This window comes from Pseudomonas sp. C32 (assembly GCF_030417915.1).
In the GTDB taxonomy this organism is placed as follows: Bacteria; Pseudomonadota; Gammaproteobacteria; order Pseudomonadales; family Pseudomonadaceae; genus Aquipseudomonas.
On sequence record NZ_JAUHUK010000001.1, the window covers coordinates 254,930 to 268,705 of the forward strand.

Here is a 13,776-nt window from a genome sequence, read left to right on the forward strand (position 1 = left end):
ATGGCTTCAGTAATGGTATCTGCACATTACGATGCGTAACTCTCCGTCCTCGATGGTGTAGACCAAGCGATGCTCAGCGGTAATTCGTCGTGACCAGACGCTACTCAGATTGTGTTTGAGTGGCTCTGGTTTTCCCGGGCCATCGAACGGCTCGCGCTGAATTGACTTGATCAACAAGTTGATTCGTTTGAGCCCCGCCTTGTCGTTTTGCTGGAACCAAAGATAGTCGTCCCAGCCTTCAGGAGTGAACTCGGTTTTCATTCTTCGATAAGTTGCCTGGCTTTGGTTTTTCCGGCCCGCAGGTTGCCGATTGATTTGATCAGGCGTTCAGCATTGGCGGGGGAGCGAAGCAGGTAGGCGGTCTCTTCAAGGGCGTTGTATTCCGCCAGGGACATCATCACCACCGGTTCACCTTTCTGACGGGTGACCAGCAATGGTGCTCGGTCCTCGTTGACCCGATCCATGGTCTCTGCCAAGTGTGCGCGTGCGGTGGTGTAGTTAATGGTTTGCATGGTGCAGTCCTCGCTTGATGCAAAGAACGTACAGAAATGAGTACAGGATGACAAGGCGATACCTCTCAGTGGTCGTTTTTGCTTTTGCGCATGAACGTTTGTACTGAGTGTGGACGAAACCTCATCGGGACGTTTCTGTGAGCGGCGTAGTCCTTGTCTGATAGACCGATGTGAAGATGATCAATCGCTGAGCCGAATTATTTTAGCGAGATCCATGATTTGAACCCGGTCCATCAACTGAATCCTTGAACCGCCAAACCCTTCGATCACCCAGCGTTCTTCATCGGCCGCGATCCGCGCCATGCCCAAGGCTTCGGCGCGGGGTCGGGCGATGCTGTGTTCGTCGCTCAGCCAATGAAGCGAATCCAGGTCGACCCAGGTCGCTTGCAGTGGCCCGGCCAGTTGCTGCGCGAGCCAGCTTTTGCCCGAGCCGGAGTTACCAATGATCAGCGTTCGGGTGAGGTCCATGAGCGATACCGATCAACTGTAGGAGGGTTTTTGCGCTCAATCATCGCTTTCGGGTGCGACCATTCGGGTCTTCGGCGAGCCATTCGAATTGTGCTGAAAGATATCCTGCGGCTGGCCGCTGTCATTGAAAAACACTTGGCCGATCCCCGCTGAATTCCATAACCGTTCGCCCGCTTCAGCATGTTCCGGCACGTGCGGCACGATGCGCATGCGCCGACGCTTGGTCAGCCAGTTCAGCGGTGAGCGCGGCGAATACAGCCAGCGGTTGAGGCGGTCGAACCACTCCAGCAGGGTTGGCGGGAACTCGTTCTTGATGCCGCTGCTGGTGATCTGCCAGATTTTCGGACCGGCCTTGCGATGGCGGATCAGCACTTCGTAGACGAAGGAGTAATGCACATCCCCCGACAGCACCACGTAGTTACCCGGTGTGCGCGAGTGGCGGAAGATGTTCAGGATCACTTGCGCGGCACCGCGATGGGCCATCCAGTTTTCCGCGTCCACCAGCAGGGGGAAACCGCACCAACTGAACACCCGCTGCACGGTTTCGATCAGTTTGACGCCGAAGATCGGCGCCGGCGAAACGATGATGGCGCTCGGATGGTCCAGCAGTTCCTGTTGCAGTTCGCTGAGGGCTTCCCAGTCCAGCAGGCCGGAGGGTTGCTTGAGGTTCATCTCGCTGCGCCAGCGCCGGGTTCGGGTGTCGACAACGACGACCGCCGGGGTGGTGGGCAGTACAAAATGCCAGTTTTGAAACTTCAGCAGGTCATCGATCAAGTCGTCCTGAACCGGGCTGTCGAGGTAGCGGTCGTGCCCGGTGGCACTGAACGCGCGGGCCTTCTCCACGACGTCACGGAAGGCGTCCGGGTTGTTGCCCCAGCCCTGGCACAGCATGTAGGCAATCAACGCATTGCCGATGATGCGTTTGGAGAACGGATGGCCGTAGGCCGTTTCTTCCCATTGCGCGGAAAGATTCCAGTCATCGGTAATGTCGTGGTCGTCGAAAATCATCAGCGTCGGCATGTGCGCCAATGCCCGGGCGACGTTGCCCAGCCCGGCCTTGAAGCCATCGATGTACGTCTGCTCCAGCGCATAGCGCTCGCGTCGTGGCGCTGTCAGTGCCGGTGGTTGTGGCGCAATCAGGGACCAGGGCGTTGGCGACCAGACCAGCAAGTACATGGCCATGACTTCGGCGAACGTCACCAGGTGGTTATCGGCACTGCTGCTGGTGAAAATCGGTTTGCGTGCACCACCGAAAAACCGATCGCGCAGGGTTTCGTTGCTCTCCAGCGCCGGTAGCAAGTCGGCGCGGTGGTAGTAGCTGGCGGGGTGTTCGTAAAGTTTGGCGCTGTCGCTGACCACGGCGCCTTCGAGGTGTTCTTCGAACAGTCCCAGGCGTTGGATCAAAGCATGAATTGCTCGCAGCATCGGCCCCGCGACATCGTCGGCGTAAACCTGATCACCGGTCATGATTAGCAGGGCTGGGCGATCCAGGGCTTCATGTTGTTGTGCCAACAGTTCATCGACGCACAGCAAACCGTCGGTCGCCGGGTGATGAGGCTTGCGGCAGGAGCCGTGCAGCAATTGATCCACCCGTGAGCGCAGCACGAAGTCCGGGCGCACGGCATCGCCGTACAGCAGGTGCGGTGCCCAGTCGGCGATACCTTCAACGCCGTCGATGAGCAGGTCGTATTCGATCCGCTCGTCACAGGGCAGGGCGGTTTCGAGCGATACGTCGATCAAATGAACGAAGGCATGGGCGCCCACCGCCACCACGGTGCAGTGCGTCGTATCGAGGCGGATGTCACCGATACCCTGCACGCGCAAAGTCAGCTCCAGTGCCCGCGAGCCGACCAGCCACAGCACCAGACGCGAGGGCTCCAGTCGTCGCAACAGCGGGCCGGCCAGGACTGGTGGCAGGGAAGTGCATTCGTCGGGCAGTGGCAGCGTCGCGGACATCCGGATTCAAGACTCTTGGGGCACAGAGGCGGGCGATGATAGCGCAGGTCGAGGGCTGACAGGCTAATGGGGCGTGTCTTGTCATGTCATGCCTGTCACGAAATGAAAAGCCATTGTCGTCTGATGAGAAGCGTGCCGACAGGCCTCGTCCTACAGTCCAATCAGTGCAATTCGATGCCACGCCAACCTGCTGATCGGAGAATAAGAAAAATGGCCAAAGCTGTACGCTTTTACGAAACCGGTGGTCCTGAAGTCCTACGTTACGAGGACGTCGAAGTCGGCGATCCCGGTCCGGGCCAGGTTCGTCTTCGCCACGTAGCAGTTGGCCTGAACTATGCCGACACCTACTTCCGCAATGGTACTTACCCGATCCCGATGCCGAACGGTATGGGCGTTGAAGCCTCCGGGGTGGTCCAGGCCATCGGCGAAGGCGTGACCAACGTCCAAGTGGGCGATCGCGTCACCTACACCGGTTTTCTCAATACCCTGGGTGCCTATAGCACCGAGCGCCTGATCGCGGCCGCACCGCTGATCAAGCTGCCAGAAACCATCAGCTTCGAAACCGCCGCCGCGATGACCATGCGTGGCTTGACGTCTTCGTACCTGATGCGCCGCATCTACGACTTCAAGCCAGGCGACAGCATTCTGTTGCACGCCGCCGCCGGTGGTGTTGGCATGATCGTTTCGCAGTGGGCCAAGCTGCTGGGCCTGAACGTGATCGGCACGGTGTCGACCGAGCAAAAGGCCGAAATCGCCCGCGCTCACGGTTGCGACCATACGATCAATTACAGCCATGAAGACGTTGCCGCTCGCGTTCGCGAATTGACCGACGGTGTGGGCGTCAACGTGGTGTTCGACAGCGTTGGCAAGAACACCTTCATGGGTTCGCTGGATTCGCTGAAACCCCGTGGCCTGATGGTCTGCGTGGGCACTGCGTCCGGCCCGATCCCGGCGTTCGACCCGGTGATGCTGGCGATGAAAGGTTCGCTGTACCTGACCCGTCCGGCCCTGGCCAACTACATCAGCGACCCGGCCGAAAAAGCCGCCCTGGCGGGCGAGTTGTTCGACCACGTCGGCAGCGGCCGGATCAAGATCGAGATCAACCAGCACTACGCCCTGCAGGACGCTGTGCAGGCGCACCGCGATCTTGAATCTCGCAAGACTACCGGCTCGTCGATTTTCGTCGTTTAAGGAGCTACCAGCCATGAAAGTCGAACAATTGACCTACAGCATTGGCGCCGAACTGATCGGCGTCAACCTGGCCGACGCAATACATGATGACGGTCTGTTTGCCGAGATTCGTGCCCAGCTGCTCAAGCACCGCGTGGTGTTCCTGCGCGATCAGGACATCTCCCGCGCCGAACACGTGGCGTTCGCCCGTCGCTTCGGCGAGCTGGAAGATCACCCGGTGGCCGGCAGCGATCCGGATCACCCGGGGCTGGTGCAGATCTTCAAGCGGCCGGATCAGCCGATGGACCGCTACGAAAACGCCTGGCACACCGACGCCACCTGGCGCGAAGCACCGCCGATGGGCTGCGTGCTGCGCTGCGTGGAATGCCCGCCCGTGGGCGGCGACACCATGTGGACCAACATGGTCGCGGCTTACGCGAACCTGCCGGAAGACGTGAAGGTCAAGATCGCCGACCTGCGTGCCCGCCACAGCATCGAAGCGAGCTTCGGTGCCGCCATGCCGATTGAAAAACGCCTGGCGCTCAAGGCGATGTACCCGGACGCCGAGCACCCGGTGGTGCGCACCCATCCGGAAACCGGCGAGAAGGTGTTGTTCGTCAACGCCTTCACTACCCACTTCAGCAACTACCACACCCCTGACCGGGTGCGCTTCGGCCAGGACGCCAACCCTGGCGCCGGCGAGTTGCTGCGCTACCTGATCAGCCAGGCGTACATCCCTGAGTATCAAGTGCGCTGGCGCTGGAAGCCGAACAGCATCGCTATCTGGGACAACCGCAGTACCCAGCACTACGCCGTCATGGATTACCCACCGTGCCATCGCAAGATGGAGCGCGCCGGGATTATCGGCGACAAGACGTTCTGATCGAGCGCCACCTGCATCGCACTCGTAAACACGTCCGCCCGGCATGGCCCCGGGTGGGCGGGACAATCATAAGAACTGGAGTAACCCATGCAATTTTTCGACGATTCCCTGCACCCGGAAAACATGGATAAGGTAGTCATTACCGTGGCCCCGTACGGCCCGGAGTGGATGCCGGAAGATTTCCCGGAAGACATCCCGTTGACCATGGATGAGCAGGTTCAGAAAGCAGTTGAATGCTATGAAGCCGGCGCCACCGTGCTGCACTTGCATGTGCGTGAACTGGACGGCAAGGGCTCCAAGCGTCTGTCGAAGTTCAACGAACTGATCGCCGGTGTGCGTGAAGCCGTGCCAGACATGATCATCCAGGTGGGCGGTTCGATTTCCTTCGCCCCGGAAAGCGACGGCGAAGCGGCCAAGTGGCTGTCCGACGACACCCGTCACATGCTGGCCGAACTGACCCCGAAACCGGATCAGGTCACCGTGGCAATCAACACCACGCAAATGAACATCATGGAGTTGTTGTACCCGGAGTACCTCAAAGGTACCTCCCTGGACAACCCGTTGATTCACGCTGCCTACAGCGAAATGACCGTACCGGCAGGTCCGGGCTGGGTTGCCGAGCACCTCAAGCGCCTGATGGGCAACGGCATCCAGCCACACTTCCAGCTGACCGGCATGCACGCCCTGGAAACCCTTGAGCGCCTGGTGCGCCGTGGCGTTTACAAAGGTCCGCTGAACCTGACCTGGATCGGCATCGGCGGCGGTTTCGACGGCCCGAACCCGTTCAACTTCTTCAACTTCATCCACCGCGCTCCGGACGGTTGCACGCTGACCTCCGAATCGCTGCTCAAGAACGTCATGCCGTTCAACACCATGTCGATGGCCATGGGCATGCACCCGCGTGTGGGCAACGAAGACACTATCATTGATCACAAGGGCGACCGTTTCGGCTCGGTTGCACAGATCCAGCAAACCGTGCGCATTGCCCATGAACTGGGTCGTGAAATCGCCACCGGCAAAGAAGCCCGCGAGATCTACCGCATCGGCGTGCAGTACGACAGCATCGAAGAAACCCTGTTGGCCAACGGCATGGCCCCCAACCGCAAGGCTGGGCAGAAAGGTGTACCGCAACGCGGTTAACCTAGGGGTCGGGACGAGAGGCCGTGACCACTCGTCTACCCGACCGCTGCATGCTTGATAACAAAAATAAAACAAAGCTCTTGAGGAGGCTGAATGGCCTTTCACCCAATCGCCGCTGGCGATGACGACTCCGGTGGAGTCGGCGTTGCGCGCCAATATGCCTGGATCGTCTTTGCATTGACATTCGGCTTGTTGATTTCAGATTACATGTCGCGTCAGGTACTGAACGCGGTGTTCCCGCTGCTCAAAAGTGAGTGGTCGTTGAGCGACGGACAGCTCGGTTTGCTCAGTGGCATCGTTGCCCTGATGGTGGGCCTGCTGACGTTTCCCCTGTCGTTGCTGGCAGACCGTTTCGGCCGGGTCAAAAGCCTGGCGCTGATGGCGTTCCTGTGGAGCGTGGCCACACTTGGCTGTGCGCTGGCACAAGATTATCAACAGATGTTCATTGCGCGGTTCATGGTCGGCGTCGGCGAAGCCGCCTACGGCAGCGTGGGCATCGCCGTCGTGATCTCGGTGTTCCCTAAAGAGATGCGGGCAACCCTGGCCAGTGCCTTTATGGCGGGCGGGATGTTCGGCTCGGTGCTGGGCATGGCGCTGGGCGGTGCGATTGCCGCCAAGCTGGGCTGGCGCTGGTCGTTCGCCGGTATGTCGCTGTTTGGTCTGTTTCTGGCGGTGCTGTACCCGCTCATCGTCAAGGAAGCGCGTATTGCGCCACAACGTGCTGCCCAGGTTGCGAACAAAACCGCAGCGGCGGTTAAGCGTCCGCTGCGTACGCTGTGGTCCAGCCGTTCGGTGGTGTCGACCTACATCGCCAGTGGCTTGCAGTTGTTCGTTGGCGGCACCGTGATGGTGTGGATTCCCAGCTACATGAACCGCTACTACGACATGCCCACCGACAAGGCTGGCGGCATGGCGGCAATCATCGTGCTGTGCAGCGGTGCAGGGATGATCCTGTGCGGCATCCTCAGTGACCGTCTGTGCCGGAATTCGCCTGATCGCAAGGTCAGCCTGGCCATCTTTTTTTGCCTGGGCAGTTGTCTGCTTTTATCGGCCGCGTTCGCGCTGCCGGCCGGGCCTTTACAACTGGTGCTGATCTGCCTGGGCATGTTGATTGCCACGGGCACCACCGGCCCTTGCGGCGCCATGGTTGCCAACCTGACGCATTACTCGGTCCACGGCACGGCGTTCGCTACGCTGACCCTGGCCAACAACATGCTGGGCCTGGCGCCGGGGCCGTACATCACGGGCAAGGTATCGGACCTCATCGGTTTGCATGCCGCGTTCCAATTGGTGCCACTGGTCAGCCTTGCGGCCGCAGCGGTGTTCTTTTATGCCAAGTGTCACTACCACAAAGATATTGCCCGTCTTCAGGGTCAGAGCGTGTCTGACCCCGTCAATGAAGCCGGATTAGAGGTGAAGTTGTGAGTCGTCGTTTACGTATTGATGTGTTTTTCGATTTTATTTGCCCCTGGTGCCTGATCGGCAAGCGCCAGCTGGAGCATGCACAGGTCCAGTTCCGCAGTCGCCATCCGGATGTGCAGATCACCACGGTATGGCATGGCGTGCAGTTGCTGCCTCAGTTGCCGGTTCAAGGTGAACCCTTTGCCGACTTCTATCGCAAGCGTCTGGGCAATGCCGATGCGGTGGCGATGCGTCAGGCCCAGGTACAGCAGGCCGCTGCGACGGTCGGGTTGTCGATTGACCTGAGCCGCATCGCGACGATGCCCAACACCGCTGACGCCCATCGTTTGTTCGAGCGTGCCAGCACGCTGGGCAACGTTGCCCAGCGTGAGATGTTGCTTGAACGGTTGTTCGCCGCGTATTTCAAGAAAGGCGAAGATTTGGGTTGCGGTGAGACGTTGCTCGCCATTGCCCGCGATTGCGGCATTGACGTAAACGACGTAGCCGACGCCTTGCTGGGCGACGCCACGCCATTTGAAGGAGCGCCCGGCGCAAGCAGCGGCGTGCCAAGCTTCCAGTTCGACCGCCGGATGACGGTGGTGGGCGCGCAACCTGCCGAGTCATTGCTCGCGGCCATGAGCGAAGCGCTGAAAGAAAGTGACCGTGAGCGGCAGACGGCATGACCCGGCGCATTCCCGTACCTGCCGGCAAGCACCCGCAGGCCGGCGGTCGGGCGCTGTTCGAGTTCGAAGATAAAAGCCTGGCACTGTTCAACGTCGACGGGCAGTTGTATGCCATCGACGACAGCTGTCCGCATCAGGGCTCTTCGCTCTGCGGCGGGCGCCTTGAAGGGCGGGTGATTCAATGCCTGGCCCATGGGCTGCGCTTCGATTTGCACAGCGGTTACCTGCTCAATTCCAAGCAGGTCAAAATCAATAACTACCCGGTCGAGATCATCGACGGCCAGGCGTTTATCGTCATCGCTACCGAGGAGTCCGCGCCATGAGCGCTTTAGCTCTCTCCCGCATCCAAAGCCGCACCCGCGAATTGGCCCCGGGGTTTATCGTCAGTCTGATTGTCGCGGCCGCGGCGTCGTTCTTGTCCGAGCACTACGGTGCGCCGGTCATGCTGTTTGCCTTGTTGCTGGGCATGGCCCTGAATTTTCTGGCCGATGACGGCCCCTGCAAGGCCGGTGTCGAGTTCACCGCCCGCACGGTGCTGCGCATCGGCGTAGCGTTGCTGGGCATGCGCATTACCCTGGAACAGATGGCGGCGCTGGGTTGGAAGCCGATTGCACTGGTGGTGATCCTGGTGGTAGTGACCATCAGCGTGTCTGTGATCGCCGCCAAGGCCCTGGGCTTCCAGCGTCTGTTCGGTATGCTCACCGGTGGCGCGACGGCCATCTGTGGCGCCTCGGCGGCCCTGGCACTGGCAGCGGCGCTGCCGAACCATCCGCAGAAAGAGCGTGCCACGCTGTTCACGGTGATTGGCGTGTCGGCATTGTCGACCATGGCGATGATCGTCTACCCGATGATCGCCAACTGGCTTGAGTTGTCGCCGCAGGTCGCGGGCGTGTTCCTCGGCGCCACGATCCACGACGTGGCCCAGGTGGTCGGCGCCGGTTACAGCATGTCCACCGAGACCGGCGACACCGCCACCGTGGTCAAGCTGATGCGTGTTGCCATGCTGCTGCCGGTGATCGTCACCGCCGCCATGATCACCCGCATGCAAGGCGCGGACACGAGCGGTAAGCGTCCGCCGCTGCTGCCGTGGTTTGCCGTCGGCTTCCTGATTCTGGCGTGCATCAACAGCACCGGCTGGATCGCCCCGGCGGTGCAGGGTTCGGTCAACGAATTGTCGCGCTGGTGCCTGGTGATTTCCATCAGTGCCCTGGGCATGAAAACCCGGCTCAAAGAGCTCGCCGCCGTCGGTATCAAGCCGATCCTGCTGATGGTGGGAGAGACGGTGTTCCTGGTTGTGCTGGTGCTGTTGCTGTTGCGCTGGGGACTCTAAGCAAGCGATTCAAATGTGTTATGGCAGGGTCCTACGGCGTCGACTCCTCATGCTGTGGGGCTCCAGTCCGGTGTCACAAACACCGGTCTTTCACGGCGACTGTACCAGCAGTCGCCGTTTTTTTTTGCCTGGCGATCAGGTGTCTTTGGCGTCGCTTGGGGATTTTCCGCCCGCCAGTTTTTGCGAATTGCGCCACGCCGCCGGCGGCATGCCGAACTGGCTGATGAACCACCGCGTAAACGAACTCGCCATGGAATACCCAAGCATGTCGGCGATGCGGCTGAGCGAGTAGGCCGGGTTGTCCAGATAACGCAGCACCAGGTCGCGACGTACATCGTTGATCACGTCGTTGAAGGCGCAGCCGTCGTCCTTGAGGCGACGTTGCAGGGTCCGCACGTTCATGCCCTGGCTTTGGGCGACCTGTTCGATGGTGGCGCGTCCCATGGGCAGCAGCAGGTAGATGGCTTTGCGCACTTCGAACAGCATCGAGGTGTTTTCGTTGCCTTGCAGCGTGTCGAGGTAGCTCTGGGCGTAGCGGGCCATTGTCGGGTCGGCATTGGGGTTGGTTATGTCGAGGCTGGCGTCGGAACAGACGATGCCGTTGAACTCGCTACCGAACTCCAGGGTGCACCCGAACAGGCGCCGATGCAGTTGCAGGTTGTCGGGGGGCTGGTGCATGAAGTTGACGCTGTAGGGGTGCCAGTGCGAGCCGAGCAGGGCGGAGCACAAGCGGAACAACACGCCGATGGCCAGCTCCGTGGCCTGGCGGCTGGGCATCGGCGAATCGGTGACCACCTCTTCGCGAATGATCACCATCTTGCCGGCCTCTTCAATGAAAATGGCCAGCGAATCGTTCATCAAGTGCCGGTATTGCTTCACCACGTGCAAGGCATCGCGCAGGGTCCGCTGGTGGCTGAGCAGCAGGCTGACCACGCCGAAATCCGAAAGCTGGCGCGACTCGGCCATACTCAGGCCAAACGTCTGACAACCGCTGGCGGTCGCCGATTCTTCCAGCAGGCGCACGGCGGCATCGATGTGGATGCGGTGTTCGGGGGCCTGCAGTTGCGACCTGCTCAGGCCGACAGCCGCCAGCACGTCGCGCGGGTTGAATCCCAGGTATTGGGTGACCTCAAGGTAGTTGGTCAGTACGGCGGCGCGAACAAGCTTTGACATGCGAAAGTCTTCCCTGGTGCCGATGGCGATTGGCATGAGCGTGGCGACTATATCCAGCGCATAGGCGGTTGAACAGTTGTCATATTGTGTGTGGTTTACCTGTTGCCGTGTCGCGAATCATCTACGCTGTGAGTTGTCATTTGGATCCATCCGTTGATTACAGTGATCCTGCGCCAACCTGCGGGGATTTTCGACCAGTGGTTATCTTGTCCCAATGTCTGACAATTTGTCATCAAAAGAAAAGTGCATGACGTCCAATGTAAAGCGCCTTGGCTGGGCGCTCTTTAATGTCGACACAACAAAAAGACTCTGGCGAAAACAGCCAGTCGAGTCACCGAAAAAATGAAGGTGTTGACGTGGACAAACTGCAAACTGGCGCTACCGTTCTGATCGTCCCGGGTCTGCGTGACCACGTTGCCGAACATTGGCAGACGTTGCTTGAAGCCAGGCTGAGCAAAGTGCGCAGTGTTCCGCCACTGGAAACCGACAAACTCGATTGCATGGCCCGTGTGCGGGCGATCCAGCACGAGCTGGAGCAGATCGACGGGCCGGTGATTCTGGTCGCCCACAGCGCCGGCGTACTGATGGTCGCGCATTGGGCGAAGCATTACAGCCGTCCGATCAAAGGCGCCTTGCTGGCCGCGCCACCGGATCTCGATGCCGTCTGGCCGTCAAACTACCCATCTTCCGAGACCCTGCGCAGTCAGGGCTGGAATCCTCTTCCTGAAGGTCCGCTGCCGTTCCCGAGCATCGTGGCCGGTAGCACCAATGATCACCTTGCCAGTCTTTCTGCCGTCACCCGAATGGCGGAAGGCTGGGGCTCCGAATTGCTCAATCTGGGCGATGTCGGGCACCTGAATCCGGCCGCAGGATTTGGCCATTGGCAGCAAGCCGAGGCACTCATCCTGCAGCTAGACAAGTTGGACAGCTAAAACAGGAACCGGTCTGGCAATACGCTAACCGGCATTTGCCCTCACTCCTGGAAACGCAAACCCGCAGAGGAATGCGCGAGGGCGGCTGCGCTTAAAACAAAGACAAAAAGGCGGAGACAACGCAATGCACAACAATAAGAGTTACGGCTTCACCACTCCACGCTATACCTTGCTGGCTTCGGCCATTCTCGCGGCAACCGTGCCGGCGGCCCATGCGGTCGAGATCGATACGGGCAACGCGGACTGGAACGTACGCGTGGATAACACCATCAAGTACAACTACGGTGTTCGCACTGAAAGCGCCGACAAGCGCATGTTGGCAGCGCCGAACAACAACGACGGCGACTACAACTTCCGCAAGGCCGGGACCAACATCACCAATCGCGTCGACTTGCTGACCGAGATGGATGTGGTCTTCAAAAACGCCATGGGCTTTCGCGTCAGCGCCGCCAGCTGGTACGACAAGGCCTATGAGAACGTCGGCTCCAATTCCAACCCGTTCGTCAACGGCAACGATGCACGTTCGGGCCTGGTCGCCAACGATCCACGCCTGGCCGGGGTCGTCAATGACAACGTCGGCAATGGCAGCTCGCACCTGAGCAACTATGCCTCGCGTTACTACACCGGTCCTTCCGGTGAAATCCTCGACGCCTTCGTGTTCTACAGCACTGAAGTTGGCGAAGAGTCGATGTTCAGCGCCAAGGCCGGCCAGCACAACGTGTTCTGGGGCGAGACCATTCTCAACCCAGTGCATTCGATGAGCTACGGTCAGTCCGGGCTCGACCTGGCCAAACTGGCCGCGTCGCCGGGTACCGAAGCCAAAGAACTGTTTGTACCGCGTAACCAGCTGTCGATGTCGTTCACCGTCAATCCGGAATTGACCGTGGGTGCCCAGTACTTCCTGAATTGGGATGCTGCGCGTCTGCCGGAAGCCGGCACTTATTACGGTGGTTCCGATCTGGTCGGCTTTGGTGCGCAATCGTTCCTGTTGGGCAACACCAACGGCAGGGTTCAGGGCAGCCCGCTGGGTTGTGGCCTGGCGCCATGCAACGGTTTGACCAACGTGCGTCGCGGTAAGGACCTGACGCCGCATGACAGCGGCGACTGGGGCATCATGGCCAAATGGTCGCCGACCTGGCTGGATGGCACCCTCGGCGTTTACTACCGCGAAACGTCGGAAATCCTGCCGCAAGCCTATCTGGATGCCCGAGGTCTGACCTCGGCCAACCCGAACGGCACCCGTCCGGCCGGGCAAGTGCCTGCAGTGGTCAACACCCTTAACTCCCTGAGCACCGCCTCCTACCAACTGGCCTATGCCGACAACATCAAGATTGCCGGCCTGAGCTTGTCCAAGGACGTGGGCGGGGTGAGCGTGGGTTCGGACCTGAACGTTCGCCACAACATGCCGTTGGCCAGTATTCCGGCGATCGTCAGCACCACCAGCCCGCTGGGTCTGGGTAAAGGCCTCGGTCTATTGCCTGCACGTACGGACGCCACCGGTGTGGTCTATGACGCCCCGAGCCGTGGCGACAGCATGAGCGCCACCGGCGACACCTTGCACTGGACGCTCAACGGTCTGATGACCTTCCCGAAAACCCCGATGTTCGACCAGGCGACTGTGCTGGCCGAGCTGTACTACAGCAACCTGCTCAAGCTCGATAGCGAAAACGAGGCGCTCTACAAGGGCAAGTCCAGCTATCGCGGCATTGACGCACCGACCCGTGACAACTGGGGCCTTGCGGTCAACTTCACCCCAACCTGGTACCAGGTGTTCCCGGGTGTTGACTTCAACGCACCGATGTCCGTCAACGTCGGTCTCGATGGCGTGTCCCCGGTCACCGGTGGCGGTGCCAAAGACACCGGTACCTATGCCCTCGGCGTGGGTGCCGTTGTGTACAACAAATACTTTGTCGACCTGAAGTACGTGGACTCCTTCGGCCAGACCGACAAGTGCGAAAAAAGTGGTGTGAGTACCGGCCCAACCGGTGGTGACGGCTCTACCCCGAACGCCTTTAGCGGCAACGAAAACTACGCCTGCTACGCCGGTGGCTACTCAGCCTTCTCCGGTGGTGGTGCTACGACTGAGGATCGTGGCGCGGTGTACCTGACGATGAAAACTACATTCTGA

13 protein-coding genes and 1 pseudogene are annotated in these 13,776 nt (G+C 60.1%); 9 read left to right on the forward strand and 5 right to left on the reverse strand.

Annotation, left to right across the window (positions count from 1 at the left end):
* Positions 1 to 6 precede the first annotated feature (6 nt).
* The 4 genes and pseudogenes from QYH43_RS01190 to QYH43_RS01205 all read right to left on the reverse strand — a co-directional run bounded on the left by QYH43_RS01190 (position 7) and on the right by QYH43_RS01205 (position 2,936).
* A complete protein-coding gene (locus QYH43_RS01190; RefSeq protein ID WP_095152106.1) occupies positions 7 to 261 on the reverse strand; it encodes a Txe/YoeB family addiction module toxin in 255 nt (84 codons plus the stop codon).
* A complete protein-coding gene (locus QYH43_RS01195) occupies positions 258 to 512 on the reverse strand; it encodes a type II toxin-antitoxin system prevent-host-death family antitoxin (RefSeq protein ID WP_082069261.1) in 255 nt (84 codons plus the stop codon). Before QYH43_RS01195 ends, QYH43_RS01190 begins: the two co-directional genes overlap by 4 nt.
* Positions 513 to 770: 258 nt before the next feature.
* Positions 771 to 980, reverse strand: a pseudogene (locus tag QYH43_RS01200) (adenylate kinase); the annotation flags it as partial.
* Between the two features lie 36 nt (positions 981 to 1,016).
* Positions 1,017 to 2,936: an alkaline phosphatase D family protein gene (locus QYH43_RS01205; protein ID WP_095152107.1), complete on the reverse strand. Its 1,920-nt coding sequence runs from the start codon at positions 2,934 to 2,936 to the stop codon at positions 1,017 to 1,019.
* Between the two features lie 210 nt (positions 2,937 to 3,146).
* Here QYH43_RS01205 and QYH43_RS01210 point away from each other — a divergent pair, with 210 nt between their 5' ends.
* From QYH43_RS01210 to QYH43_RS01240, 7 genes are all read left to right on the forward strand, one after another.
* Entirely contained in the window at positions 3,147 to 4,127 is a 981-nt protein-coding gene (locus QYH43_RS01210) for a quinone oxidoreductase (RefSeq protein WP_095059795.1), read from the forward strand.
* Positions 4,128 to 4,140: 13 nt separating this feature from the next.
* Positions 4,141 to 4,989 (forward strand): TauD/TfdA family dioxygenase, encoded by an 849-nt coding sequence (locus QYH43_RS01215; protein ID WP_095059794.1) that lies wholly within the window; start codon positions 4,141 to 4,143, stop codon positions 4,987 to 4,989.
* Between the two features lie 87 nt (positions 4,990 to 5,076).
* A complete protein-coding gene (locus QYH43_RS01220; protein ID WP_095059793.1) occupies positions 5,077 to 6,129 on the forward strand; it encodes a 3-keto-5-aminohexanoate cleavage protein in 1,053 nt (350 codons plus the stop codon).
* Between the two features lie 93 nt (positions 6,130 to 6,222).
* A complete protein-coding gene (locus QYH43_RS01225; protein WP_095059792.1) occupies positions 6,223 to 7,554 on the forward strand; it encodes an MFS transporter in 1,332 nt (443 codons plus the stop codon).
* Positions 7,551 to 8,213, forward strand: coding sequence for a DsbA family oxidoreductase (locus QYH43_RS01230; RefSeq protein ID WP_095059791.1), 663 nt, complete (start codon positions 7,551 to 7,553; stop codon positions 8,211 to 8,213). Before QYH43_RS01225 ends, QYH43_RS01230 begins: the two co-directional genes overlap by 4 nt.
* Positions 8,210 to 8,536, forward strand: a complete 327-nt coding sequence (locus QYH43_RS01235) for a Rieske 2Fe-2S domain-containing protein (RefSeq protein WP_095059790.1) — start codon at positions 8,210 to 8,212, stop codon at positions 8,534 to 8,536. The genes QYH43_RS01230 and QYH43_RS01235 overlap by 4 nt, the downstream gene beginning before the upstream one ends.
* Positions 8,533 to 9,543: a putative sulfate exporter family transporter gene (locus QYH43_RS01240; RefSeq protein WP_095059789.1), complete on the forward strand. Its 1,011-nt coding sequence runs from the start codon at positions 8,533 to 8,535 to the stop codon at positions 9,541 to 9,543. The genes QYH43_RS01235 and QYH43_RS01240 overlap by 4 nt, the downstream gene beginning before the upstream one ends.
* Before the next feature lie 135 nt (positions 9,544 to 9,678).
* Here QYH43_RS01240 and QYH43_RS01245 read toward each other — a convergent pair whose 3' ends face one another.
* The gene (locus tag QYH43_RS01245) at positions 9,679 to 10,716 is read right to left on the reverse strand and encodes an AraC family transcriptional regulator (RefSeq protein ID WP_095059867.1); all 1,038 of its coding nucleotides are present in this window, start codon (positions 10,714 to 10,716) and stop codon (positions 9,679 to 9,681) included.
* 356 nt (positions 10,717 to 11,072) lie between these two features.
* Here QYH43_RS01245 and QYH43_RS01250 point away from each other — a divergent pair, with 356 nt between their 5' ends.
* Positions 11,073 to 11,648: an alpha/beta hydrolase gene (locus tag QYH43_RS01250; RefSeq protein WP_095059866.1), complete on the forward strand. Its 576-nt coding sequence runs from the start codon at positions 11,073 to 11,075 to the stop codon at positions 11,646 to 11,648.
* Positions 11,649 to 11,772: 124 nt separating this feature from the next.
* Entirely contained in the window at positions 11,773 to 13,776 is a 2,004-nt protein-coding gene (locus QYH43_RS01255) for a DUF1302 domain-containing protein (RefSeq protein ID WP_301155956.1), read from the forward strand.

What these genes read in the sequence shown, in the direction of transcription:
- QYH43_RS01190 (WP_095152106.1), bottom strand. Translation starts at nt 261, where the DNA reads ATGAAAACCGAGTTCACTCCTGAAGGCTGGGACGACTATCTTTGGTTC.
- QYH43_RS01195 (WP_082069261.1), bottom strand. Translation starts at nt 512, where the DNA reads ATGCAAACCATTAACTACACCACCGCACGCGCACACTTGGCAGAGACC.
- QYH43_RS01205 (WP_095152107.1), bottom strand. Translation starts at nt 2,936, where the DNA reads ATGTCCGCGACGCTGCCACTGCCCGACGAATGCACTTCCCTGCCACCA.
- QYH43_RS01210 (WP_095059795.1), top strand. Translation starts at nt 3,147, where the DNA reads ATGGCCAAAGCTGTACGCTTTTACGAAACCGGTGGTCCTGAAGTCCTA.
- QYH43_RS01215 (WP_095059794.1), top strand. Translation starts at nt 4,141, where the DNA reads ATGAAAGTCGAACAATTGACCTACAGCATTGGCGCCGAACTGATCGGC.
- QYH43_RS01220 (WP_095059793.1), top strand. Translation starts at nt 5,077, where the DNA reads ATGCAATTTTTCGACGATTCCCTGCACCCGGAAAACATGGATAAGGTA.
- QYH43_RS01225 (WP_095059792.1), top strand. Translation starts at nt 6,223, where the DNA reads ATGGCCTTTCACCCAATCGCCGCTGGCGATGACGACTCCGGTGGAGTC.
- QYH43_RS01235 (WP_095059790.1), top strand. Translation starts at nt 8,210, where the DNA reads ATGACCCGGCGCATTCCCGTACCTGCCGGCAAGCACCCGCAGGCCGGC.
- QYH43_RS01240 (WP_095059789.1), top strand. Translation starts at nt 8,533, where the DNA reads ATGAGCGCTTTAGCTCTCTCCCGCATCCAAAGCCGCACCCGCGAATTG.
- QYH43_RS01245 (WP_095059867.1), bottom strand. Translation starts at nt 10,716, where the DNA reads ATGTCAAAGCTTGTTCGCGCCGCCGTACTGACCAACTACCTTGAGGTC.
- QYH43_RS01255 (WP_301155956.1), top strand. Translation starts at nt 11,773, where the DNA reads ATGCACAACAATAAGAGTTACGGCTTCACCACTCCACGCTATACCTTG.